Source organism: Roseibium sp. (assembly GCF_965232425.1).
Lineage (GTDB): Bacteria > Pseudomonadota > Alphaproteobacteria > Rhizobiales > Stappiaceae > Roseibium.
The window spans coordinates 4770432-4793579 of the sequence record NZ_OZ246971.1 but is presented as its reverse complement, the minus strand read 5'-3'; the positions used below and the strand labels follow the sequence as shown (position 1 = coordinate 4793579).

Genomic DNA, 23148 nt, shown 5'->3' with positions numbered 1-23148 from the left:
GGCCCTCTCCCTTTCCGGAGAGGGCCTTTTCGACCTGTGTTTGTTCCCGTATCAGGGAGCGATCAGGTTGCCGGCGGCATTTCCTGATCCTCCAAAGCGTCCTCGGAACCTTCCGGATCGATGATGGCCTCGGCAATCAGGCCGGCATTCTGCCGGATGGCCAGCTCGATTTCGTCAGCGATTTCCGAATTTTCCTTCAAAAACTGCTTGGCATTCTCCCGGCCCTGACCAAGGCGCTGGCTGTTGTAGGAGAACCACGAGCCCGATTTCTCGACCACGTTGCCCTTGACCCCGAGATCGATCAGCTCGCCCATCTTGGAGACACCTTCGCCGTAGACGATGTCAAATTCGACCTGACGGAAAGGAGGCGCCAACTTGTTCTTGACGACTTTCACACGGGTCTGGTTGCCCACCACTTCGTCACGGTCCTTGATCGATCCGATACGGCGAATGTCAAGACGGACCGAGGCGTAGAACTTGAGCGCGTTTCCGCCCGTGGTGGTCTCGGGAGACCCGAACATCACCCCGATCTTCATGCGGATCTGGTTGATGAAAATGACCATGGTGTTCGACTTGGAGATGGACGCGGTCAGCTTGCGCAGCGCCTGGCTCATGAGACGCGCCTGCATGCCCGGCAGGCTGTCACCCATCTCGCCTTCAAGTTCCGCTTTCGGCGTCAGGGCCGCGACGGAGTCGATCACGAGCACATCGATTGCCCCGGAGCGAACCAGCGTATCGGCAATTTCAAGCGCCTGCTCACCGGCATCGGGCTGCGAGATCAGAAGATTGTCGATATCGACGCCCAGCTTGCGGGCATAGACGGGATCGAGTGCGTGTTCCGCGTCCACGAACGCGCAAATGCCGCCGTCTTTCTGTGCCTCGGCGACCGTATGAAGCGCCAGAGTCGTCTTGCCTGAGGATTCAGGTCCGTAGATCTCCACGATGCGGCCGCGCGGCAACCCGCCGATCCCGAGCGCGATATCCAGACCGAGGGAACCGGTCGATACCGCCTGGATCTCGACGGCCTGCCCCTGTCCCATCCGCATGATGGAGCCCTTGCCAAAGGAGCGTTCGATCTGGCTGAGCGCTGCATCCAGCGCTTTTGTCTTATCCATCTGGCTGCTTTCTACGAGACGAAGTGTACTTTGCGACATGGCTCACGCTCCTTATTCCACGATGGACGCGTTGTTTCAATATTGGGATTTGTACCCTATTTGTTCCAAAAAGACAAGTCACCGGAACCAATTGGTATTAATGTAAGAATTAGGGTTTGTTTCCAGTATGTTCCGCAGACGCCTCAGCAAAAGTCCCGTTACGTCAAACGAACGTGGAAACATATCGTGATTCTCTCGATCCGCAGAATCGCCGGCCCGCAACGCGGTTGCCGATGACCGCATGATCTGTTAGCCCGCATGCGTCAGTGCCACCGGCCCGGCGGCGCCCTCAGGACGATGGTCTTCAGCTTTGCAAACTGCTGCCCCCACCCGTTTCGTTTCCATTGGCGCTGTCCATTCCGACACGGTCGCCCATGCCGCGGAGCGCATCCGGCGCGAGACGTCGACGCCCGCAAGGCTTTCCGCATCGCCCGGCGGGGTGGCGACCAACATCGCGCGCGCGGTCAATGCCCTCGGTGTCCCGGCTCACCTGATCGGAGCGGTCGGGAAAGATGCGGCCGCTGCAGCCCTGCATGAGCAGCTGACACGCGAGGGGTTGAGCCTCACATTCGTCCCGCGCACTGGTCATGTCACCGGCCAGTATCTCGCCCTGCACGATCCGGACGGCTCGCTCGCAGCGGCATGCGTTGATGATCGTGTTCTCTCCGAGGCGCCGCCGGACATATTCGACCATGCGATTTCAGAACTCCGGCAAGCCGCTGATCGCACGCTTTGCTGGTTTGTCGACACCAACCTGCCGGAAGCAACGCTGGCACGCGTCATCACCGCCATCGGTGGCGGCGTCATCTACGCGAATGCTGTCTCTGACGCCAAGGCCCCTCGCCTCAGACCGTTCCTGGCCGATCTGGCGTGTGTTTCGCTCAATCGCAGCGAAGCCGCCGCGCTCCTGGAGATGCCGGTCCATGCCCCCCCGGAGGAACTGGCAGCCGCCTTGCGCCTGGCCGGACTGAAGCAATTCATCCTGACCGGCGGAAGCAGCGACCTGCTGGCCTGTTCCGACGGCCACACGGAGCGCATGAGCCCGCCTCCGTCCGACGTCGTCAACGTGACCGGAGCCGGCGACGCGCTCAGCGCGGGTTTTCTGGCGGCACTTCTGCAAGGCCTCGGTTTCTTCAGATCGGTCCGCTTCGGACTGGCCGCAGCGTCATTGACACTTGAAAGCACGGGTGCGTTCGCGGACGGACTGTCCCGGGACAAACTCGAGAAATTTGCCCAGACGGACAAAATTTGAACTTGGCCCCGTCCGGGGCCCTGCCTATAAGGTCCCAGCCGCATGGCCAGGGAACTCGGGCCTAGAAACACTTCATCAGGAAAGGCGTCGCAGGTGATGCAGTCTCTCGACGGAACGGAACTCAGACAACTGCTCGTTCACAGCGACGAGGTTCGCGATGCCTTGGCGTCGGGCAAGCCTGTTGTCGCGCTTGAATCGACGATCATCACCCACGGCATGCCCTTTCCGCGCAATCTGGAAACGGCACGGCAGGTCGAGGCGGATATCCGCAGCGAGGGCGCGGTACCGGCGACCATTGCGCTGATGGACGGAAGAATCCATGTGGGCCTCAGCGATGACGATCTCGAGCGGCTTGCCCGGGCTGAAAATGTCATGAAGTGCTCCAGGGCCGATCTGACCTTTGCGCTGGCGACCGGTACATACGGCGCCACCACGGTTGCCGCCACGATGATGGCAGCGGATCTTGCGGGAATCCGGGTCTTCGCAACAGGCGGTATCGGCGGTGTCCACAAGGGCGCGGAAGAGAGCTTCGATGTCTCCGCGGATCTTGACGAACTGGCGCGGACACCGGTGTGCGTCGTTTGCGCCGGGGCGAAAGCGCTCCTGGATCTGCCGAAGACGCTTGAGGTGCTGGAAACCAAGGGCGTTCCGGTGATTGGCTTCGGCACCGAAGAACTGCCCGCCTTCTGGTCGCGCGAGAGCGGGCTCAATGCCCCTTACACCCTGAACACGCCGGCGGAAATCGGCGCTCTTCTGAAAATGCGGGCGAATTTTCCCGATCACGGCGGCGTCCTGATCGCAAATCCGGTTCCAGAACAGAATGAAATCCCCCGCACGGAGATGGCAGGCTACATCGATGCGGCGATCCGCAAGGCAGGGTCCGCGGGTATCAGGGGCAAGGATGTGACGCCGTATGTCCTGGGCGCAATCCTGGAACTTACGGACGGCCGCAGTCTTGACACCAACATCGCGCTTGTGCGCAACAATGCCCGCCTGGCGGCAAGGATCGCGTCCGAACTGGCGTGACCTGAGCCGAAATAGGCTTGACGCTGCGAGGGCGAGACGGTCTTCTCGGATGTCGACACGACACCGGGGAGCGCCGCCATGAAACTTGCCGTTACCGCAGCATCGGGCCAGCTCGGGCGCGCGGTCATTGACCATCTGAAAACGCTCCATCCTGTTCAGGACATTGTCGGCGTTGCGCGAACGCCCGAAAAGGCGGCGGACCTTGGCGTCGAAATCCGCGCGGGCAGCTACGGTGACCGGGATGCCTTTGAAAGCGCGCTCCGGGGTATCGATGCCGTGCTTCTGATTTCGGGAAACGACGCCCCGGAAAATCGGATTGCGCAGCACAGAGCCGTGATCGACGGCGCACGCGCAGCAGGCGTCCGCCGTTTCGTCTACACAAGCGTTCAGGGTCCCGAACAGGGCGGCGGTTTTGCGCAGATCGTTGACAGCAACCGCCGGACCGAGGCCGATGTGCGGCAATCCGGCCTGGACTGGGCGATCGGTCGAAACGGCATCTATATCGAACCGGACCTCGAATATATAGACAGTTACAAGCGTCTCGACGGCATCCGCAACTGTGCCGGCGACGGACGCTGCGCCTACACCACCAGGACCGAACTGGCGTTCGCGTATGCCTGCCTTCTTCGCGACAACAGCCACGACGGCAAGACCTACAATCTGAGCGGACGACCGATCACCCAGAGCGAGCTGGTCGGCTTGATGAACGCAGCGCTCGGCACGGAAATGACATACGAATTTGTCGACCCGGAACGTTTCAGGGAAGACCGGATAGCCGAGATCGGGGACTTCTACGGAACGGTTGTCGCCGGCATTTACGAGGCGATCGCAGCGGGTGCCTTTGACAATGAGAGCGATTTCCACGCCGCCACCGGGCGAGAACACGTGTCCTGGCCAGATGTCTTCTCGAAAATCTAGGTAGCCCGGGATGACCGCCGGTCAGCCTCCATGCCGTCTTTCATGCGCATGAAGTGTCGCGGATGTATCCGGTTTCAGCGCCGGTTGCCGGGCTTCACCGTCCAAAAAACCGTAAGCCGTTGACACAGCGGCGATAGCCTGCCCTTACTTGCGGCATAATATTTTGAATGGAATGGCCGGGCAGCATTTTTCCGGGCGCAACAAGCGTTCAACAACAGGCTGTTTCAAAGAGGAGGCTGAAAATGTCGGAAGCGCCATCACCAGAAAACAACACCCCCGAAACGGCGCCTGCAGGCAGCTTTTCGCCGCTTCAGTATCTCGATCGGGCCTTGTCGACGCTGCGCGATATCGGCATCACGCCTGAATCGGAAGCCGACGCGCCGATCAATGCCCTGCTCGAACAGATTTCGGACCTGTCGCCCGACAAGGTCCTGGTGATTTCGCGCACGCTCGCGCAGGCCTCCAACTTCAACGAGGTCGTCCGCACCCAGGTCCAGCAGATGGACATCGGCGAACGCTACGAAGAGATAACCAACGCGTTCAACTCAATTCGCGACGATGCCAAGACGCTGGTTGATCAGCTCGCGGACGGCAAGATCTCGTTCACGGAGAACCTGTCGAACAAATGGCGCGACATGCGCCGCGGCACGATTTCGGACCGCTTCCAGGATATCCGCGGCACCTACAAGGATGTCGCCCGGGCCACCAAGGACCAGATCGAGCGCGAACAGACGATCCTGGAAGCCTATCGGGATTTCCGGGGTGCGCTGAAGCAGGCCGAGGTTACCGCGCTCGAGCTGTTGAACATGGCGACCGAGAAGCTGAACGGCAAGAAACTGGCTCTGGAAACCGCGTCCAAGGACGTTGAAGGGTATGCCGGTGACGATCCGGCCCAGAAGGCCCGGCTTGAGCTTGCACGCGACGAGCGGCTTCGCGAAATGCAGGACGAGGAAAAGCGCTACCAGATCGCCAAGGATCTCTCCGACAACCTGACCGTCGGCTACAACACTTCGGAAGTGATCATGGCGCGCCTGGTGCAGACCACCAACGCCAAGGAACGCGTTTATGCGCAGTCCGTCAGCTTCTTCTCCACAAATGAATCCGTCCTGACGGCTCTGAATGCCTCCTTCACCGGATTGCAGGGCCTTCACGAGAGCACCGAGACCCTGAATGCCATGAAAGAAGGCATCAACAAGAGCCTCGAAACGCTGGCGGAAATAGGCGACGCGGTCCAGAAGGAAGCACTCAAGGCCGGCTATGGCCCGACGGTCGCGGCCGCTTCCGTGAAAAAGCTCGTCGATTCCGTCGTGAATTTCCAGGTGCAGTCCCGGGAGATCATCACCGAGATGCGCGACATGTCGACGAAGAACTCCGAAGAGATCCGGAACGCGGTTGAAGAAGGCAAGCGGCGTCTTGCCAAATTGACCGCTCAGGGACAGGGTCTCTGATACCAGCCGATTGAAGCGGGCCGGGCCGGTGCCGGCCCGCCCATGGAAAACAGATTCTGATGGCAAGCAGGGCAAACAAAACCGACGCACCGCTCGACGACCTCATGATGGTCATGGATGTGGTTGACACGTTGCGGCACGAGGAGAGCCAGGTTGCGCGCGAACTGAAGGCGGACGAGCGCGACGCCGCGATGGTGGACCGGCTGCGGCAGGTCTATGCTTCGCAGGGTATCGAGGTGCCCGACCACATTCTCAAGGCAGGCGTCGAAGACCTCAAGCGCGACCGCTTCGTCTATTCCCCACCCAAGACCGGGTTCCAGCGCACGCTGGCCATGATCTATATCTCAAGGGGCACATGGTCGAAATGGCTTGCGGCGGTATTTGCCGTGCTCCTTGTCGTGGTGGTTGCCTGGTACTTCCTTGTCGTCATGCCGAAACAGCGCGCCGAGGCGGATCTGCTTGCGCGCCTGGAGGCCCTGCCCGCTGCCTATTCGGAGCTGGTCGGACGCATCGATTCCCTGACCGACGACACCGGCGTCGAAGCAACCGCTGCAACCCTTGCCGAAGACGGACGGCTGGCCCTGCAGGACGGCAAGAACGAGGCAGCTTTCAAGGCGGAGCAGGATCTGCGCGATCTGGCCGCACGGCTGCAGCAGGTCTTCGAAGTCCAGATCGTCTCCCGCGAGGGAGAACCGACCGGACTGACCCGGATCCCGGAAGCGAACCCCAATACCGAGAACTTCTACATCGTCGTTGAGGCCGTCGATCCGGACGGCAATGTTGTCGAACAATCCATTCAGTCGGAAGAGAGCGGGACCGCAGAGCGCGTAACCAAGTGGGGACAGCGCGTTTCGGAAAACATCTACGACGCCGTCCGCCGTGACAAGCTGGAAGACGGCATCGTTCAAAAAGGTGTCCTCGGCCAGAAGCGCCGTGGAGAGTTGGACATCAACTGGAACAGCGGTGTTCAGGACGGAGCGATAACCCAATGGTAGCGGTGTTTTCTTCGACCCGGGCCTCGGAGGCTCACCAATGCTGACCGGACGACAAACCCTGGGCACGATCGAGCATTCGATGGCGGATCTCAGGCGCGAGGAAGCAGAGCTGAGCAAGCGCATCGAACGCTCCACCCGCGCCGTCACCGACCTTCAGGAACGGCAGAGCGAGGCCTATCGCGATCTCGCCAGGTTCCGTCTCGATACGGATGCCGCCGGGACCCTGAACACCCGCCTGGACAGTGCCGCTCGCGAGGCAAGACGGCTGCTCGACAAGCGCAACGACGACTACAAGGTCTTGAGCGAGCAACTGCGCCAGAGCGAGACGGAGCGCAATCAGAAACTCAAGAGGCGCCAGGAGCTCGACGAGGCCCGCGACCAGGCCGAAAACCAGATGGACGAGTTGATGGACGCCGTCGACGGCCGCCTGGAAAACGACAGTGCGTATCTGGCGCAGCGCGAGGCCACGGAACAGGCGATCGCGACGGCCGAGGCCGCCGCCGACAAGGCCGGAACCTCGGAACAGGACCGGGAGAGCAAGGGCAAGGCCTACGATGCCGATCCGCTTTTCGTCTATCTCTGGGAACGCGGCTACGGCACCCCGGATTACGCCTATCGCGGCCTCACCCGGTCGCTCGATCACTGGGTTGCAGGCCTGATCCGCTTTGACGACGCCCGGGCAAACTATGCCATGCTGACCGGCATTCCGGACCGGATGGCAAGGCATGCGGAACGCTGCGCCGAGATTGCCGAACAGGAAGAGGAAAAACTCGCCGAGTTCAGCCGCAATGCCATGACCGATGCAGCCGGGACCGATCTCGTCGGCGCGATTGAAGCCAATAGCGAGGAGATTGACCGGCTCGACGCCGAAATCGAAAAGCTCGAGCAGCAGATCGACACCCTGTCCAATGCACTTGCCGAGTTTTCCGGCGGTGAAGACGCCGATTTTCAGAAAGCGGAGGAACATCTGTCGGAATCGCTCAAATCGGACGACCTGAACGACCTCTGGCGTGCTGCCATCGATACCCCTTCGCCGGAAGACGAAAAGATCGTGCAACGCATCGAAGACTTCCGGGAGCGCGTGGAACAGGTTGCGCGCGAGATTCGCCAGGATCGCGAACTGCAGCGTGACATTGGCCGCCGCCGGGCGGAACTCGCTGACGTGATCAAGCGCTTCCGCTCCAAGGGCTACGGCAGCTGGGAATCGACCTTCTCCGACGACAAGCTGACGACCGTCCTGCTCGGCGAACTGGTCAAGGGCGCCATAACAGGTGCCGATTACTGGGCGCGTGCGGAACGATCCCACAAGCGGCGCAAGCCGCGCGGCCGCAAAGTGGCATTTCCGAACGGCACCGGCCTGCCGAAATCCATGGGCGGTTTCGGCCGAGCGGGACGCAGGTCCGGGCGGAGTGGCGGTTTCGGCGGCGGCGGTTTCAAACGCGGCGGCAGTTTCGGTGGCGGAGGTTTCAAGACCGGTGACAGTTTCTAGGAACGTCCGCAGGAAGACCGGAACCCGCCTTTTTGCCTCTGCCCGAAACAAGGAAACGTGAGAATCTCACAGTGCAGTTGTGTCGGGGATGCGACATGGACTAGAAACAGGTGACGTCACCTGTTGAAACACCTCTTCTGGATCTTGGACTGCTCAATGCGACACACTGTCATCTTCAGCCTTTGCGCCCTCGTTCTTGCCGCTTGCCAGTCCTCGTCCAACCAGTCGGCATCTCTTGGCAACCAGCCCCGGCTTGATGTTCCCGCCGGTGCGCAGAGCGTCAATATCGGCGCCGACCCGGGAACCGTCAGGGCGGCTCTCGTTTCCAGCGCCAGGGAAAGAGGCACGGCCGTCCTTCAGGACCAGCCGAACATGGTCATTCTGGAGCGGCCGATGGCGGGCGAAAACCCTGCGCTGGACAGTGAGTTCGGCCCCTCGGACAACGGCGACCGGGTCATCCGCATCCGTGTCCGCTTTACCGGAACCCAGTGCCAGACGCTCGCGGTTCAGGACCTTGCCGTCATCAACAATGTGCGCACCGCCCTGGAACAGAGCTTCGTGCTGCCCGGCAACCCGAACACGATGCAGAGCCTGCAGGGCCTGAAATCGCGGGCAGAGCAAAGCAGCAGCTGCCCGCGGGTTGCGTCCTGACCGGGCGACTGCCACGCCCTTGCCTCAACTTGCGTGAATTGCAGGCCCCAACGGGCGGCGTCACTTCTGCAGGGCCGTTCACACGGGAACGGCTTCCGGAGCAAACTGCGCAAGGAATTCCGCGCTTGGCGGGATCGGCTTGATCACGTCGATCATGACGCCGTTGGGATCCTGTGTGATGAAGTGGCGCTGGCCGAACGGCTCGTCCCTGAGTTCCAGCAGCATCGGCAGGCCGCTTTGTCTGAGCGTTTCGTAGATCGTGTCGACATCTTCCACTTCGAAGTTCAGCAGCAGGCCCCCTGCTCCGCTCCCACGTCCGCTTGCCGGGATCGTTTCATGGCTTTTGTCCAGAACAGCCAGGTTCACCTTTTCATCTTCCTCTGACTGGAGATGCACGTACCAGTCGGCTTCGAAGACGGCCTTGAACCTGAAGTGCTGCTTGTAGAATGCGGCCGTTCCGCCGACATCGCCCGTCAACAGGACGGGATAGTATTGCGTCGTTTTCATTTCATCCTCCAACCGGTTTCATCGGGACCCCATCGCCCGATTTCCTTCAAGCAAAGCTTTTCATGCGCCTTAAAAAAACATACAGTATGTTTGTAAGTTACATAAACATACAGGCTGCATGTATGCAAGAAGAAAAATCACGCCGGACCCAGGCCGAGCGCCGTGCGGAAACGAGAACCGCCCTGCTGGACGCTGCAAGACAGCTGATCGTGGAAAAGGGATATGCGGAGACGGCAACGCCCGAGATCGTGAAACAGGCCAACGTCACGCGGGGCGCGCTCTATCACCATTTCCAGGACAAGGCGGATCTCATGCGCGCACTGGTGCATCAGGAATCGCGGGCGATTGCAGAAGAGATCGATGCGGATACCGATACCGGCCAATCGCCTCTTGACGCGTTCATGGCCGGGGCAAAGGCGTATTTCTCGGCCATGTCCCATCCCGGCCGCGCCCGTATCCTGCTCCTGGAAGGTCCAGCGGTTCTGGGGGTGGAGGAAATGGCGGTGATAGACCGCGAAACGGGCGGCGCGACGATCCTTGAGGGCCTGCGCCATGCAGCCGGCCACGGCGCGCTCAAGGGGGTTCCGCTGGAACCCCTCGCCGACCTGCTGTCGTCGGCATTTGACAGAGCGGCGCTGGCTATCGCGAATGGCGAGGATCGCGAGGCCTACGAGAAGGCGACAAGGCTGTTGCTTGAAGGCATGCTGAAAGTGTGACCCACGCAGGGATCAGCCTGTCCCGGCAAAGGACAACGACCCGGACGCTCGCCTCAGGCGCGCGCCGCCGAAATGAGCCCTGCGGTGTCGTAGAACTCGTAGAAGAACACGATCTTTCCATCCTTGAACTTCACGAAATCCAGCTTCGGCGTATCCAGCAGCGTGCCGGTTGTCCTATTCGTCCAGGCCGTTGAGCCATAGGCGCAGATCCGGTCGCCGTCGACGACATATTCATCGATCGTGTAATGCTGCATCGACCAGTCGGCTTTCAATCCGGAAAGGTACTGGATCACCTCGGTCTTGCTGCAGCAGGGTTTGGTGAAATCAACACTTGGATCCCGCGCCATGGCCAGAGAACGGAAATCCACGGTATCGTCAAAGAGATCGAGCCACGCATCGACGCTCTCGCCCTTGGTATCATTCCACAATTCGTAGCAGCGTTTCAGGGCATTCAAATTTTCAGCAGAAGTCATGGTGCCATCCTCCCCATCGGACAAAGCAGAAAATCCATGATCGCAAAAAATACAAATATAATTCAACCAAAGATAGATTTGTTCATCTATTTCTCTCTCTGCGTCACCTCCGAACAACGCTGCAAACAGCACAGTCGGCACAAATTCCCTCACCCGCCCCATTCCTGACTCAGAATCCGCTTATTTCGGTAATGGGCGCGAAAAATGGATGGCGGATGAAACGCAGAGAGTTTCTGATCGGAGCGGGGTGTGTTGCTGGAGGTGGTCTGGCGGCTACGGCCATGATCCCGGGGCAGCTCGAAGCCGGACTGCAGATTGCGCAAGACGTAATCGCGCACAACAGGCCCCCTCTTGTCCGGATCAATTTTCAGCGCGATCCGCTTGAGGCCGAACCCTGGGCCAAAAAGCTGATTTCGGCCGCAGAAGACCAGATCGGCATCACCGTCATATACGACCCTGCCTATATCGGCCTCTCCTATCCCAACGGCGACCTTCCGCGCGAACGCGGCGTCTGCACGGATGTCCTCATCCGCGCCTATCGCGACGCTTTCGACTTCGACCTGCAGAAAGAAGTCAACGCGGACATGACGCGCGATTTCAAGGCCTACCCGAAGATCTGGGGGTTGAAACGACCCGACAGGAACATCGATCACCGCCGCGTCCCCAATCTCAGGACATTCTTCGAGCGCAGGGCGGCGTCGCTGCCGGTTAGCAACGATCCGTCCGACTACCTTCCCGGGGACATCGTCTCACAGACGCTGCCCGGCAACCTGCCGCACATCGCGATCGTGACTCACTACCGCTCACGGGACGGCAAACGCCCGCTTGTCATTCACAACATCGGAGCGGGAACCCGCCTGGAAGATCGCCTGTTCGACTTTCCCATCACCGGCCACTACCGCTTCCAGCCCGGCGTGAACAGCTGAAGCTTGGCGTCAGCGGCACTGGGTCAACCCATGCCATCCTGGTTTATCGCTCGCCAATCTCAACCAACCGCCCAACAGTGGTACGGTGCACACCGAGTGCTCATCGACCTGTCAGCCCCGATTGCTCGAAATAGCGGCCAACGCTTGTCAGGTCTGAACAGCGATAGGCCACATATCCGTCCGGACGCACCAGACATATGCAAGGGTTATCCGCACCATAGATGCGATGCATGTTGCCTTCTGGATCGTTGATCACTGCAAGGTCCGGAAATGCACCGGCAGCGGTTTTGCCTCCGACAATGTATGGCGTAAGCCACTGGGCGAACTCCTCAGATGCAATGGCGGCATCCCGGAGCACTTCAACAGGCGGTGAATTCAATGTCCCGCAAAACAAGAACAACCTGTATTGATCGTCGGCGGGCAACCTGAACAGGCTCGTGGTTTGCCCGTTGAAAACCAGATCTGTCGCATCCGGAGCGCGGGTGCCGGGCCTTGGACCCCGCTGATCGTCGTCGGCAGGCGTCACGCTGAGCGGACTGGCGCCGTAATCGAGGTCGATTTCCTGCAGATGGCGCGCCGCATCAAGACGCGCGGCCTCAGGCGTGTAAAGGTGCGAGATGAACGTCTCGCGGTCTTGTTGCGGGAGACCAGCATAGCTTTCCATTGTTTCCGTTATTTTCCGCGTTGTTTCGAGGATTTCCTCTGCAACGATCCTCCGCTCCGTTTCATACGTGTCGAGAAGCTGGGCAGGTGCCCTGCCCCTGACGACCTGCGCCAGTTTCCAGGCCAGATTGTGGGCGTCCTGGATCCCTGTATTCATACCCTGGCCCGCCAGCAGACTGTGAACGTGAGCGGCATCACCCGCCAGAAAGATCCTGTCCTGCCGGTAGCGGGGTACAAGACGGTAATTGATGCGGAAGAAACCGAGCCAGTGCGGATCGTGCAATCGCAACGACATTGCAGCTCTTTCCGAGACAATGGCCTGCAGTTGTTGGAGGGTCGGTGTCCCCTCCGTGCCGATTTCCGCCGCCAGACTGGCGACAAGGAAGTGTCTGTTGCCCGGCAGTCTGGTAAACGCGAACAAGACGCCGTCCTCATGGAAAAAAACGTGCCCCTTGTCGGGTTCAAGATCCTCATCGCCATCGATCAAGACATCCCCGAGGATGTACGGAATATCATCGGCATCGCCCGGAAATGCATCGCCGGCAAGGTGGCGCACTGAACTGTGAGCACCGTCGCATGCAATCACCCACTGATATCTAGCGGTCTCTTCCCGTTCGCCCCCGCACCGCAATGTGACGGTCACGCCGTCTTCGTCCTGGGTCAAAGCGGTCAGCGAGACATCGCGTTCCACTGTGCCTCCCAAAGCTTCAAGGTGGGCTTCCAGAGTGGCTTCGGTGTGGGCCTGGGACTGCGACATGCCGAAGGGAAACGGCGAGTCGATGGGCGCGTGAGGGCTTTCCCCGACACGCTGCCCGTCCCGGTAGAACACGAAGCCAATCTCGGAAACAGAACCGCGTGTTGCCTGTGCGTCGAGCCCGAGACCCTGAAAGATCTCCAACGTGCGCGAATGCAACAGGTTCGCCCGGACATGAGGGTCAATTCCGGGCGACTTGTCGATACAACGCACCGGGATGCCGCGTCTTGCCAGTTCCGACGCCATCATCAGACCAGTGGTTCTTCCACCAACGACCAAGACCTTGTCCATGGTGCATTCTCCCAGGCACTAGAAATTTACCCCCCGCGGACGGCGGCAGGCGGAAAGCCCTGCCAAGGCTAACCGGGACCGACAACGGGCTCAACGTCCCGCGCAAGGAGCCAGACTGCCGAGGCCCTGACATCCGGTCGCGCTTCGCCTCAATACGGAAAGAACAGCGGTGCGGTGACGACCGTGATGATCCCGGTCAGGATCGTGAGCGGAATACCGAGCTTGAGAAAATCCGAAAAGGAGTATCCACCAGGGGTAACGACCAGCGTGACAACCGGCGTCGAGACAGGCGTGGAAAAGGCCGCGGAAGCCGCAATCAGCACGGAAATCGCGAAGGGATATGGCGATACCTGCATCGTTTCGGCCGCCGTGATCGCGATCGGCGCAACCAGAACCGCCGAGGCGGTGTTGGACAGCACGAGACCGAGCAGAGCGGTCAGGAGAAACAGGGCTCCGGCCATGACGCTCGGGTTGGCCTCTCCGACAACGTCCAGCAGGAAGCCGACGATCAGTGCCGAGCCACCGGTCACCTCAAGGGCGTTTGCCAGCGGCAGCATGCCCGCGATCAGGACAAGTGTCGGCAGGCTGATGGAAGCATAGGCATCTTCCGCGCTCATGGTCCTGAAGAGGATCGCAGCGAGCGCAGCCAGCAGGACGGCGATCGTGACGGGAACGAGATTGAGCGCGCTCAGCACGACCATCGCGGCCAGGATGCCGACGGCAACGCCGTATTTGGGCAGGTTGGGCACCGCATCCTGCCGCTCCTTCGGATAGGCCAGAAGCACGAAATCGTCCCGCTGCTCCACAAGCGTGTCAAGCTCGTCCCAGGGACCGAGCACCAGGAGCCGGTCTCCCGCCTTCAACTGTGTCTCCTTGACGTCTTCCACCGGCTCTCCGCCCCGCAGGAACCCGAGCGCATCCAGTTCGCGGGCATCATGCGAGAGGGCTTCCTCCGGCTTTTCGCCGATGACCGTCGCTTCCGGGTGTACCATGATGTCGGCAATGCCCAGACCGTCCTGCCAGTCCTCGGCCCTCACGCCGAGCGCGGACCTGCGGGTGAAATCCGGCCGCGCGGCGATTGCATCCAGAACCTCCTGTGGCCCGTTGACGAGAACCAGATCGTCACGCCTCAGTTCCATGCCGTCGCGAAAGAGGACCGTTTCCCGCTCCCGGTTGCGGTCGCGCCGCCGGCGGGCAACGAAGTTCACACCCTGGGCTCTGAATTCACGGATATCGTCGATGGAGACCGGACCGCCGACCCAGTAATCGTAGACCTCCCCGCCGATCTGGTAGGTCATCCAGAGTTCCGCAGCTGCGCGGGCCGGACGCTTGCGTTTCGTCGTCTGTGCCGGTTCGCGCGAGCCGAGCAGGTGACGCCCCCACAGGAGCATGTAGGCGATCGTCGCCGCGAGAATGAGAACGCCGAGCGGGAAAAACGAAAAGAATCTAAGTGCCTCGTACCCTTGCGCCACGAGCTCATCGCTGACGACAAGGTTCGGGGTGGTCGCGATCAATGTCAGCATGCCGCTGATCAGGGCCGCATAGGACATCGGCAACAGCAGGCGCGACTTGTCCAGGCCGGTCTCCGCTGCAATGCGCAGAACGATGGGAATGAAAATCGCGACGACGGCCGTCGAACTCATCACGCTGCCGAGAAACCCCGCGCTGACCATCAACAGGATCATGAGCCGGGTTTCGTTCGTCCCGCCCCGTTTCAGGATCAGGTCGCCGACGGATCGCGCCACGCCGGTCCGCTGCAGCATCTCGCCGACCACCAGCAGACAGGCCACCAGAATGACCACGGAACTGCCGAAACCGGACAGGGCCTGACCGACGGTGAGAACATTCCCCAGGACCAGGGCGACGACGACCAGGAGAGCGACAAGATCATAGCGCACCCGGTTGCTCGCCATGAGGACGGCGGCAACCCCGATCAGGACAAAAACGAAGGCGGCATCTGATGTCATTGCAAATTGCACTCTCTCACATTGTCGCCCAACCGACTGCCAAGGGAGCACGGTGACGTCACGTCTTCATTCTTGTCCGAATCTTCCGATTGCGAAAGCAATTTGGGCTCGAGCCGGCACATGCAGACGAAAGTGTCCGGTTTCGCAAAGAACGGTTCCGTCAACCGGGCCCGTTCGGCAGGGTCAATTCGGAACGATGTAGTTCAGCCAGGCGTCCATCCGGATCATCACCTTGCGAATGATATGCGTCGGCTGAACCGAAGTTGTGTAAATCGCGGCCGTTCCGCCAGCGCCGGCCGGGATCTCCGCATAAATCTCGGCGCGATCCGCGAGCTTCAGGACAACGCCCATCAATTCGTTCGGACCGGAAAGCTGCGCCAGCGAAGGCAGCACACCGTTCGGCGGGACCTGCGCCGCCGCGTTGATGGGAATGACCTCATCGACAACGGCATCGAAAATCTGACCTGGGAAATGCGCGAACGTGACCTCGGCCTGTTGGCCCTGGCGCACGTAGCGCAGTCGGGATTGCGGGACCGCGACCACCAGACGGCGCTGTTCGAAGGGCACGAACGCCATCCAGGACCGAAGCGGCAGGTTGGCAACGCGTTGTCCGGCCTGGAGAGTCAAACTGACGACAAATCCATCGGACGGCGCGCGCACGATTGTCTGCTCAAGATCGAATTCTGCCCGCCGCAGCTCCGCTTCGAGACGCGCCACGGTCGTATTCACGCCGTCAATGTTCGAGGTGTAGGCCAGGCGCGCCTGTTCCGCAGTGGCGAGCGCACGCGAAAGCGTGGCTTCCGAGGCGACATAGGTGAGCCGGCGCTGCTCCACATCGCTCTCGCTGAAGGCCAGGCTCCTGTTGCCCGCCGATCTGGCACTTTCATTGGCGGTTTGAAAGCGCTCGAATTCGTCCTTGGACCGGTCGCGCAGTGCCTCGGCTTCCGCGACGGCTGCCTGGGCAGCTTCAAGGGCCGCACCCAGCTGCGGTACCGCTTGCCGGGCCTCCGCCAGGGCTGCACGGCTCTGATCGACGGCCGCCTGAAACGGGGTCGGATCAATCTTGAAGAGTTCCGCGCCCGCGGCAATCGGCACCAGAGGCTCGGCCGGAACCTCCGTGACTTCACCGGTGACGTTCGGGACAATCTCGACAACGTTCTGGTAAAGCCGGATCGGGCCTGACGGCGCACCCCACTGCATCGGGATGAACAGGACCACGAACAGCACGACCATCCAGAGGACGGGCGAGAGTTTCCAGAACGTGTTGAACGGTATGATCTTGAACTTCACCAGGCCGGCAAGGAGGGCGCAGTAACAGAGCGTCAGAAAGACGATCATGCCTGGTTTCCTGCGTCACGCTCCGCCGCCCCGGCCGCACCATCCGCATAGGCCCAGATGAAGGCAAGCGGCATCAGGATACCGAGTGTCAGTGCACCCCAGTATCCGCACACCCTTACGGCATCTGCGCGTCGATGACCGCGCTGATCGGCAATGCGTCCGGGCGCGATTGCCAGGAACACCCAAATCGCAACGGCGGATAGGCCCAGAACGATCAGAACAAAAAGAGCGAAATACATCATCGTGCTGTTCCACTTTCCCCTGTCACGGCGCTCCGCGCACCGGCGAAGACGCGTTCATGAAAGTCAGGCACCCCTCCGAACTCACTCCCATGTTTCCGAGGGGCCACTCCGTCCGAAACACACTCCTCGCCGTCACGACAGGCATATGTTGCCCGTATTCATGTAGCGTTTTAAATACATTAGCCAACGTACGCGTGTCCCGCCACTCGTAGAATTGCCAAGCGGAAGCATGTTGGCTGCTGCGCTCCCCATGCGCGCCGCCGTGATGCGCGAACGCCAGAAGCCGCGGCAAACGGGATTGCCATGAAACCGTGGCCTCCCCGGCCCTAAGCCGCCGAAGTTTTCGGCACCCTGTCCTTCAGCGCCACCACGAGCGTCGCGCAGATGATGCATGCCGCCGCCGCGTAAAAGGCCGGTTCGGGGAGAAGTTCGAAAAAGAGCGCATCGGCGATCACTGCGAATACCAGCGCCAGATACTCGAAGGCGGCCAGTTTCGAGATTTCGCTGTACTGATAACTCAGGGTCATCAGGATATGCGCGATCCCGCCTGCAAATCCGGTGCAGACCAGAAGGCCGAGCTGGGTCCAGTTGGGCGTTGCCCATCCGGCCGGCAGGGTCGCAAGTCCCGCGAGCGTGCAGGTCAGCGCGAAGTAGAAGGCGATCGCACCGGCATTTTCGGTCAGCGCAAGACTGCGGATCTGGATCTTGGCACCGGCGGTCAGAACCGCCATTGCAAGCGCCAGGCCGACGCCTGTCAGGTAAGTCATGTCGACATCAGCGCTTGAGGCCGTGGGCAGGATGAGCACCAGCATTCCGAGAAAACCGAACAGGACCCCGAACCAGCGCGCGGGCGTGACTGTTTCCTTCAGCAGGATCCCGGCAAGGACGACGGCAAGGATCGGCGCCATGTAGCCGATGATCGAGGCATGGGAGAGCGGCAGATATTTCAGGCTCGCGAAACTGGCAAACATGGCAAGGCAGCCCAGGATGCAGCGGGCGACATGACTGCCCGGGCGTTTCGTTCTGAGCCCGGACGGAAACTCGCGCGTCCACATCAGGAACAGGACGAGCGGGATCAGAGCAAACGCACTCCGGAAAAACACGACCTGACCGACCGGAATCTCGTCGGCGAGCCACTTGATGAAAAGCACCATCAGCGTGAAGAAGAACGTGGCACCGACCCGCAGGCTGATCCCTTTGAAATCAATCGACATTTCTAGTCCGAAGTTGCGCTGCTGCCGAGCAGATCGCGCAGCTGGTCACCGGTCAGGTTGATCGCCAGAACGGAAACAAGGATTGCAAGGCCCGGAAAGATCATGAGATGCGGCGCTGTCTGCATATAGGCCTTGCCGTCCAGCAGCATCGCCCCCCACTCGGCATTTGGCGGCTGCACCCCAAAACCCAGGAAACTCAAACCGGAGATAGACAGGATGGTCCGCGACCAGGAATTGGTCCACAACACCAGGAGGCTTGGGCCGATATTCGGCAGAATGTGACGCCACAGGATCAACCTGGACGGCAGGCCGTTGAGCCGGGCCTGGGTGACGAAGTCGCGGTGAGCGATCTCGACGCTCAGGCTGCGAGCCAGGCGCGCAAACCGCATCCAGCCGACAAGGATCAGCGCCAGCACCATGTTCGCCGTGCTCGGCCCGAGGACACCCGCGATGGTGATCGCTGCGATCAGTTCCGGAAACGCGAAGAAGCTGTCCGTCACGCGCATCAACGCGGTGTCGGCAACGCGGCCGAAATGGCCGGCAGCGAGACCGACGACAGTACCCGCGATCGCCCCGAAGGACGTGATCAGGAGCGCCAGGCCGACGGACCAAAGCCCGCCGTAGAGCAATCGTGTCGCGACATCCCGGCCAAGCTGGTCCGTTCCGAACCAGTGCGCCGCCGAGGGTGGCGAGAGCCGGTTCAGGAAGTCCGGCGTGTTCGGGTCGTAAGGCGTGAGGAAGAAGCCGGCACAGACCAGCGCGCCCACAAGAAGCAAACCGCTGCACAAACGCGCCAGGAACCGCTTCAGACTGCGATTTTGCAGTTGCTGTTTGAGGTCAACCTGCTCGGAAAGGATCGGAGCGTCGGCAACTGTCATGACCGGGCCTCCTTGGCAGTTTCCGTGACAGCAGACCCCAACAGACGTGACTTCGGATCAAGCACGTCCTGAATGATCTCGATCAGGGAGTTGATCAGGACATAGACCAGCGCAAAGAACATCACCAGGAACAGGATCAGAGGATAGTCCCTGGAGAGCACGGCCCCGGCCAGCAGCGAGCCGACGCCGCCGCGGGCGAAGGTCAGCTCGACAATGACCGTTCCCTCAAGCAGGGCAGCCACATCGAGGCCGATCATGGTGAGCGCCGGAACAGCGGCATGGCGCATGACGTGACGCCAGAAGATCTCGCTCTCGCTGACACCCCGCAATCTGAGGGTTTCAATGTAAGGCGCAGATTTCGCCTCCAGGAAAAATGCGCGCAAAAGGCGTGTCTGCGACGCGGTAATCCAGAAGGCAAGTGTCACTGCGGGCAGGACGATATGCGCCGGTGTCCCGGTCCCGTAGGCGGGCAGCCAGTTGAGGTGGGCGGCAAAGAGCAGGATCAGCAGAAGGCCGAGCCAGTAGTTCGGCATCGCCGCGCCAATCGAGGCAAGCGCGACCGCCAACCGGTCGGCCAGACTGCCCGGACGCCAGACCGAAACGGCGCTCAGGCAAAACGCGGCCGCCAGCCCGATCACGAGAGAGACGGCGGTGAGCGTCAGCGTCTCGGCAATATTGGCGGCAAAGACATCCCAGACAGGAACATTGGACGCAAAGGAGTTGCCGAAATCCCCTTTCACAAAACGCAGAAGCCACTGGAAAAACTGGACCAGGAAGGGTTCGTTCAACGAGAATTCCGCACGAATGCCTTCCAGGATTTCAGGAGGGAAACTCTGAGTTTCGGGATAGCGCGCATGGGCGATCGCCGCCGCTTTGTCACCGGGGGCGAAATAGGTCATCGTGAACGTGATGAAACTGACCCCGAGAAGGACGGCCGCGAGGCCGGACAGCCGTTTTGCAAGTGAGCCAATTGGCCCGGACAGACGAAACGCCCCTGTGCTCACAGTTGAGCCTCCCCGTGACGGTGAGCCTCTTCCCGTGCCTGCGGCAGGCTTCCCAGATCCCGCGCCGCCTCTACGAGATCGGCGCAATACCGGCTTGCCGGTGTTTCAAAAAACAACTTCGCCGGCTGATACGCTTCCACTTTCCCGATCCGGAGCACCAGCATCTGATCCGCAAAAGCCGCCGCGAATCCGAGATCATGGGTCACAATCACGAAGGTGATGCGATACCGCTCCTGGATGCGTTTCATGGTCGCCGCGATCTGTTTCTGCACAATCGCGTCAAGGGCGCTGAGCGGTTCGTCGAAGAAGATGAGTGATGGCCGGGCGATCAGGGCGCGCGCAAGGCAGGCGCGTTGGGCCTGTCCCAGAGAGACCTCGGACGGCTTGCGCGCTGCCATTTCAGCAGGGAGTTCGACATCGGCGAGCGCAGCTGAAACCGCATCGGCAAGATCCGCCGCGGCCGGCCTTTTGAGATGGATGCTTTCAGCGATCGACGCGCCCAGCGCCGCCTTGGGGTTCAAGGCGGCGATCGGGTCCTGCATCACCCATCTGCTGCCGTTCAATCCGGGTCCACCCTGCCACTTGCCCTCGTGGAGGACGTGTGCGTGATCCTTCGGGTGGAAGGAAAGCCGGTCGAAACGCGCGGGCATCAGACCGTTCATCGCCTTGAGCAGGCTGCTTTTACCCGAGCCGCTTTCACCGGCAATACACAACGTCTGCCCCACGTCAACGGAGAAGGAAACATCCTCAAGGATCGATTTCCCGGCAATCGTCAGGTCAAGTTTGTCGACAAGCAGCATCTGTATTCATTCCGCGGCGATTGCGCCTGACGCGCTGGTGCTTTCAAGGTCGCCCCACTCGCGATGGCGCACCAACAGCCGGCCATACTCGGATTGCGGATCCTTCAGAAGCGTGGCGGTCTCACCGCTTTCCGCCACACGACCCGCGTTCATGATAACCGCACGGTCCGCGTATCGAGCCGCAAGCGAGAGATCATGCGTGACAATCAGAACAGCGACACCAAGCCGTTCGGCGTGCCGCATCACGGCGCGCAGAACCTGGGCGGCAATCAGAGGATCAAGGGCGGATGTCGGTTCATCCAGCACAAGCAGCTTCGGTTCTCCCATCAGGGCCATGGCCAGCAGAAGACGTTGCTGCATGCCGCGGCTCCATTCATGGGGAAAACACCTTTCGAACGGCTTCAGTCCAAGCTCTTCAAGAAGCTGTGCCTGTGTCCCGGAAATCCCGGCACGGCCGGTGACAACCCGGGCCGCCTGCCGCCATTGCCAGGTCAGGCGCTTGAGCGGATCGAACCCGTGGTCCGGGTTCTGCGGAACATAGCCGATCCCGCGAGGCCGCTTGTTCTTGCCGGGATCTGAGAAATCGATGTGCTGACCGTTGAAATGAAGCCGGCCGGCGAACGGTTTCGCCGGACGGGTCAGGCCCATGAGGCAACGCAACAGCGTTGATTTCCCGGCCCCTGATCCGCCCACGATCGCGAGGCATTCGCCACGCGAGATTGTCAGGCTGATGTCGGACAAGAGCACCTGCCGGCCGATGCGGGCCGACAGGTTCTCAAGCCTCAGAAGCTCGGTTGCATCACTCGGCAAGTGTCAGGTCCGGGGTCACGAGATAGGTTTCCGCAGGATGGATTTTGTAACCGTCCACTTTGCCGTTTCCGACCGAAACCTGGGTTTTGTGGAAGACCGGGATCAACGGCAGGTCTGCGTTGATGATTTCCTGGATGCGGTCGTAGTGCTCCTTGCGAACCTCATCGTCGAAATCCTCGCGGCCCTTTTTCAGGAGCGCGTCCAGTTCTTCGTTGGAGTAGCCGGAAAAATTGTATCCGACACCAGATTCCACCAGCGTGCTCGGAAAGTAGTCGGGATCGCCCTGCGGCGCGGTGCCCCAGGCCTGAAGATGCATGTCGATCTCACCGGCTTTCAGGGCCTCGTTGTTGGCGTCGTACTCACCCATCGCGATTTCGGCCCCGATGCCGATCTGCTGCAGAAGCGCCTGCGTGATCTCAAGGGTCGGGCGCAGCGCAGCACGGCCCTCGTAGGAACGGATCTTCAGCGAGATCTCCTCACCGTCCAGTTCCCTGTTGCCGTCACCATTGGTGTCCGTGATACCGGCTTCATCCAGAAGCGCCTTGGCCTTCTCCGGATCGTAGTCGAGCGTCAGGTTGCCGTTCGCCCAGGAGGCCATGGTTGCCGGAAAGAGGCTGTTCGCGACTTCACCGCCGACACCGTTCAGGGACGCGGCGACAATCGTCTCGCGATCGAGCCCGAGCGAGACGGCGGTACGAAGCGTGTCATTGGCCAGAGGTCCGTCGGCTGTCCGGACCTGGAAGAAAAAGAGACGTGTCGTCGGATTGGAGAACAGCTGGCCCTCGCCTTTGTCCTTGAGGGCTGCAAAATCCGGCTCCGGGTAGTTGGTGACCAGGTCGACATCACCGGCTTGCAGCGCCAAGGCCGCAACAGAGGGGTCGGACAGCGCATCCATCACGATCCCGTCCAGCTTCGGCTCCCCGCCCCAGTAGTCGGTGAACTTGCGCGTCTGGTAGGTCTTGTCCGGCTCGGCCATCACAAACACGAACGGGCCCGTGCCGATCAGCGGCAAGTCATCCGTTCCGTCTTTCAGAACGGCTGCGGACGGCTCGGTCAGGGACCAGAGGAATGCCGAATTCGGCGACTTGGTCTTGAACACCAGCGTATGGTCGTCTTCGACCGTGATGCTTTCGATACCGAGCAGCCTGGAAAGGCGCGGGTTATGGCCGGGATGCCCCTCGATGTCGAATTTCTCGAAGGAGGCCTTCACATCCTGCGCGGTCATGTCCGAACCGTCATGGAACTTCACGTCCTTGCGCAGCGTCAGCTTCCATTCCGTCGGCGACAGGTTCTGGAACGTCTCGGCAAGACGGGGTTGCATGGTCATGTCATAGCCGAGCCCGATCAGCGTTTCCGACACGCCCGCACGGTTGCTGAGCCAGCCATTCTGGCGGGCTCTCGGATCCGGAACGCTGCTCTTCGGTCCGAACGGCACGGCGATACGCATTGTTTTCTCGGCAGCCTGGACGGGCAGCGACGGCATCGCGAAGGCCGCAAATGAGAGTGCGCTGACACCCATCAGCGCGACGATGGACGGTTTAGATCTCTGTTGGGACAAGGTTCAGCTCCGGATACGGAAAACATGAGAATAGAACACACCATTGGGTATATGTAACAAAATAACATTACAAG

The 23148-nt window shown here is 60.8% G+C and carries 22 protein-coding genes and 1 pseudogene; 9 read left to right on the top strand and 14 right to left on the bottom strand.

Features of this window, described 5'->3' with window-relative positions; all coding sequences use genetic code 11:
- Positions 1 to 62: 62 nt before the first annotated feature.
- Positions 63 to 1154: a recombinase RecA gene (recA, locus tag ACO08A_RS21745; protein ID WP_422037993.1), complete on the bottom strand. Its 1092-nt coding sequence runs from the start codon at positions 1152 to 1154 to the stop codon at positions 63 to 65.
- A 310-nt stretch (positions 1155 to 1464) separates the two neighbouring features.
- On the opposite strand from recA, the gene ACO08A_RS21740 reads away from it, so the two are divergent.
- The 7 genes from ACO08A_RS21740 to ACO08A_RS21710 all read left to right on the top strand — a co-directional run bounded on the left by ACO08A_RS21740 (position 1465) and on the right by ACO08A_RS21710 (position 8933).
- Positions 1465 to 2406, top strand: a complete 942-nt coding sequence (locus ACO08A_RS21740; protein ID WP_422037992.1) for a PfkB family carbohydrate kinase — start codon at positions 1465 to 1467, stop codon at positions 2404 to 2406.
- Positions 2407 to 2502: 96 nt separating this feature from the next.
- The gene (locus tag ACO08A_RS21735; protein WP_422041793.1) at positions 2503 to 3432 is read left to right on the top strand and encodes a pseudouridine-5'-phosphate glycosidase; all 930 of its coding nucleotides are present in this window, start codon (positions 2503 to 2505) and stop codon (positions 3430 to 3432) included.
- 78 nt (positions 3433 to 3510) lie between these two features.
- A complete protein-coding gene (locus ACO08A_RS21730) occupies positions 3511 to 4350 on the top strand; it encodes an NAD(P)H-binding protein (RefSeq protein WP_422037991.1) in 840 nt (279 codons plus the stop codon).
- A 242-nt stretch (positions 4351 to 4592) separates the two neighbouring features.
- Positions 4593 to 5798 carry a cell surface protein gene (locus tag ACO08A_RS21725; protein WP_422037990.1) on the top strand — a complete coding sequence of 402 codons (1206 nt, stop codon included), beginning with the start codon at positions 4593 to 4595 and terminating at the stop codon, positions 5796 to 5798.
- Positions 5799 to 5857: 59 nt separating this feature from the next.
- Positions 5858 to 6793 carry a DUF6384 family protein gene (locus ACO08A_RS21720; RefSeq protein ID WP_422037989.1) on the top strand — a complete coding sequence of 312 codons (936 nt, stop codon included), beginning with the start codon at positions 5858 to 5860 and terminating at the stop codon, positions 6791 to 6793.
- Positions 6794 to 6830: 37 nt separating this feature from the next.
- Positions 6831 to 8282 carry a hypothetical protein gene (locus tag ACO08A_RS21715; protein WP_422037988.1) on the top strand — a complete coding sequence of 484 codons (1452 nt, stop codon included), beginning with the start codon at positions 6831 to 6833 and terminating at the stop codon, positions 8280 to 8282.
- A 156-nt stretch (positions 8283 to 8438) separates the two neighbouring features.
- Positions 8439 to 8933: a hypothetical protein gene (locus tag ACO08A_RS21710; protein ID WP_319382797.1), complete on the top strand. Its 495-nt coding sequence runs from the start codon at positions 8439 to 8441 to the stop codon at positions 8931 to 8933.
- Between the two features lie 78 nt (positions 8934 to 9011).
- On the opposite strand, the gene ACO08A_RS21705 is transcribed toward ACO08A_RS21710, so the two are convergent.
- Positions 9012 to 9440 (bottom strand): VOC family protein, encoded by a 429-nt coding sequence (locus ACO08A_RS21705; protein ID WP_422037987.1) that lies wholly within the window; start codon positions 9438 to 9440, stop codon positions 9012 to 9014.
- Between the two features lie 122 nt (positions 9441 to 9562).
- Here ACO08A_RS21705 and ACO08A_RS21700 point away from each other — a divergent pair, with 122 nt between their 5' ends.
- A complete protein-coding gene (locus ACO08A_RS21700) occupies positions 9563 to 10156 on the top strand; it encodes a TetR/AcrR family transcriptional regulator (RefSeq protein WP_422037986.1) in 594 nt (197 codons plus the stop codon).
- A 53-nt stretch (positions 10157 to 10209) separates the two neighbouring features.
- Here ACO08A_RS21700 and ACO08A_RS21695 read toward each other — a convergent pair whose 3' ends face one another.
- On the bottom strand, positions 10210 to 10629 hold the full coding sequence (locus ACO08A_RS21695) for a nuclear transport factor 2 family protein (protein WP_422037985.1): 420 nt from the start codon (positions 10627 to 10629) through the stop codon (positions 10210 to 10212).
- Positions 10630 to 10844: 215 nt separating this feature from the next.
- Here ACO08A_RS21695 and ACO08A_RS21690 point away from each other — a divergent pair, with 215 nt between their 5' ends.
- Positions 10845 to 11555 carry a DUF1287 domain-containing protein gene (locus tag ACO08A_RS21690; protein WP_422037984.1) on the top strand — a complete coding sequence of 237 codons (711 nt, stop codon included), beginning with the start codon at positions 10845 to 10847 and terminating at the stop codon, positions 11553 to 11555.
- A 100-nt stretch (positions 11556 to 11655) separates the two neighbouring features.
- Here ACO08A_RS21690 and ACO08A_RS21685 read toward each other — a convergent pair whose 3' ends face one another.
- The 11 genes and pseudogenes from ACO08A_RS21685 to ACO08A_RS21635 all read right to left on the bottom strand — a co-directional run bounded on the left by ACO08A_RS21685 (position 11656) and on the right by ACO08A_RS21635 (position 23074).
- Complete coding sequence (locus ACO08A_RS21685; protein WP_422037983.1) at positions 11656 to 13263, bottom strand: FAD-dependent monooxygenase; 1608 nt, start codon at positions 13261 to 13263, stop codon at positions 11656 to 11658.
- Between the two features lie 149 nt (positions 13264 to 13412).
- Positions 13413 to 15230, bottom strand: a complete 1818-nt coding sequence (locus ACO08A_RS21680) for an SLC13 family permease (protein WP_422037982.1) — start codon at positions 15228 to 15230, stop codon at positions 13413 to 13415.
- A gap of 183 nt (positions 15231 to 15413) precedes the next feature.
- A complete protein-coding gene (locus tag ACO08A_RS21675) occupies positions 15414 to 16568 on the bottom strand; it encodes an HlyD family secretion protein (RefSeq protein WP_422037981.1) in 1155 nt (384 codons plus the stop codon).
- Complete coding sequence (locus tag ACO08A_RS21670; RefSeq protein ID WP_422037980.1) at positions 16565 to 16810, bottom strand: DUF3302 domain-containing protein; 246 nt, start codon at positions 16808 to 16810, stop codon at positions 16565 to 16567. The genes ACO08A_RS21675 and ACO08A_RS21670 overlap by 4 nt, the downstream gene beginning before the upstream one ends.
- 326 nt (positions 16811 to 17136) lie before the next feature.
- The gene (locus tag ACO08A_RS21665) at positions 17137 to 18024 is read right to left on the bottom strand and encodes a DMT family transporter (RefSeq protein WP_422037979.1); all 888 of its coding nucleotides are present in this window, start codon (positions 18022 to 18024) and stop codon (positions 17137 to 17139) included.
- 2 nt (positions 18025 to 18026) lie between these two features.
- A complete protein-coding gene (locus ACO08A_RS21660; RefSeq protein ID WP_422037978.1) occupies positions 18027 to 18902 on the bottom strand; it encodes an ABC transporter permease in 876 nt (291 codons plus the stop codon).
- The gene (locus tag ACO08A_RS21655; protein WP_422037977.1) at positions 18899 to 19906 is read right to left on the bottom strand and encodes an ABC transporter permease; all 1008 of its coding nucleotides are present in this window, start codon (positions 19904 to 19906) and stop codon (positions 18899 to 18901) included. Before ACO08A_RS21655 ends, ACO08A_RS21660 begins: the two co-directional genes overlap by 4 nt.
- Entirely contained in the window at positions 19903 to 20706 is an 804-nt protein-coding gene (locus ACO08A_RS21650; RefSeq protein WP_422037976.1) for an ABC transporter ATP-binding protein, read from the bottom strand. The genes ACO08A_RS21655 and ACO08A_RS21650 overlap by 4 nt, the downstream gene beginning before the upstream one ends.
- Before the next feature lie 6 nt (positions 20707 to 20712).
- Positions 20713 to 21033, bottom strand: coding sequence for an AAA family ATPase (locus ACO08A_RS21645; RefSeq protein ID WP_422041792.1), 321 nt, complete (start codon positions 21031 to 21033; stop codon positions 20713 to 20715).
- A gap of 18 nt (positions 21034 to 21051) precedes the next feature.
- Positions 21052 to 21435: pseudogene (locus ACO08A_RS21640) on the bottom strand (ATP-binding cassette domain-containing protein); the annotation flags it as partial.
- Positions 21436 to 21505: 70 nt separating this feature from the next.
- Positions 21506 to 23074, bottom strand: a complete 1569-nt coding sequence (locus tag ACO08A_RS21635) for an ABC transporter substrate-binding protein (RefSeq protein WP_422037975.1) — start codon at positions 23072 to 23074, stop codon at positions 21506 to 21508.
- Positions 23075 to 23148: the final 74 nt, after the last annotated feature.

Excerpts from the sequence above, each read along its gene's own strand:
- recA (WP_422037993.1), bottom strand. The coding sequence starts at position 1,154 with ATGTCGCAAAGTACACTTCGTCTCGTAGAAAGCAGCCAGATGGATAAG.
- ACO08A_RS21735 (WP_422041793.1), top strand. The coding sequence starts at position 2,503 with ATGCAGTCTCTCGACGGAACGGAACTCAGACAACTGCTCGTTCACAGC.
- ACO08A_RS21730 (WP_422037991.1), top strand. The coding sequence starts at position 3,511 with ATGAAACTTGCCGTTACCGCAGCATCGGGCCAGCTCGGGCGCGCGGTC.
- ACO08A_RS21725 (WP_422037990.1), top strand. The coding sequence starts at position 4,593 with ATGTCGGAAGCGCCATCACCAGAAAACAACACCCCCGAAACGGCGCCT.
- ACO08A_RS21720 (WP_422037989.1), top strand. The coding sequence starts at position 5,858 with ATGGCAAGCAGGGCAAACAAAACCGACGCACCGCTCGACGACCTCATG.
- ACO08A_RS21715 (WP_422037988.1), top strand. The coding sequence starts at position 6,831 with ATGCTGACCGGACGACAAACCCTGGGCACGATCGAGCATTCGATGGCG.
- ACO08A_RS21710 (WP_319382797.1), top strand. The coding sequence starts at position 8,439 with ATGCGACACACTGTCATCTTCAGCCTTTGCGCCCTCGTTCTTGCCGCT.
- ACO08A_RS21705 (WP_422037987.1), bottom strand. The coding sequence starts at position 9,440 with ATGAAAACGACGCAATACTATCCCGTCCTGTTGACGGGCGATGTCGGC.
- ACO08A_RS21700 (WP_422037986.1), top strand. The coding sequence starts at position 9,563 with ATGCAAGAAGAAAAATCACGCCGGACCCAGGCCGAGCGCCGTGCGGAA.
- ACO08A_RS21695 (WP_422037985.1), bottom strand. The coding sequence starts at position 10,629 with ATGACTTCTGCTGAAAATTTGAATGCCCTGAAACGCTGCTACGAATTG.
- ACO08A_RS21690 (WP_422037984.1), top strand. The coding sequence starts at position 10,845 with ATGAAACGCAGAGAGTTTCTGATCGGAGCGGGGTGTGTTGCTGGAGGT.
- ACO08A_RS21685 (WP_422037983.1), bottom strand. The coding sequence starts at position 13,263 with ATGGACAAGGTCTTGGTCGTTGGTGGAAGAACCACTGGTCTGATGATG.
- ACO08A_RS21680 (WP_422037982.1), bottom strand. The coding sequence starts at position 15,230 with ATGACATCAGATGCCGCCTTCGTTTTTGTCCTGATCGGGGTTGCCGCC.
- ACO08A_RS21675 (WP_422037981.1), bottom strand. The coding sequence starts at position 16,568 with ATGATCGTCTTTCTGACGCTCTGTTACTGCGCCCTCCTTGCCGGCCTG.
- ACO08A_RS21670 (WP_422037980.1), bottom strand. The coding sequence starts at position 16,810 with ATGATGTATTTCGCTCTTTTTGTTCTGATCGTTCTGGGCCTATCCGCC.
- ACO08A_RS21665 (WP_422037979.1), bottom strand. The coding sequence starts at position 18,024 with ATGTCGATTGATTTCAAAGGGATCAGCCTGCGGGTCGGTGCCACGTTC.
- ACO08A_RS21660 (WP_422037978.1), bottom strand. The coding sequence starts at position 18,902 with ATGACAGTTGCCGACGCTCCGATCCTTTCCGAGCAGGTTGACCTCAAA.
- ACO08A_RS21650 (WP_422037976.1), bottom strand. The coding sequence starts at position 20,706 with ATGCTGCTTGTCGACAAACTTGACCTGACGATTGCCGGGAAATCGATC.
- ACO08A_RS21645 (WP_422041792.1), bottom strand. The coding sequence starts at position 21,033 with ATGGGAGAACCGAAGCTGCTTGTGCTGGATGAACCGACATCCGCCCTT.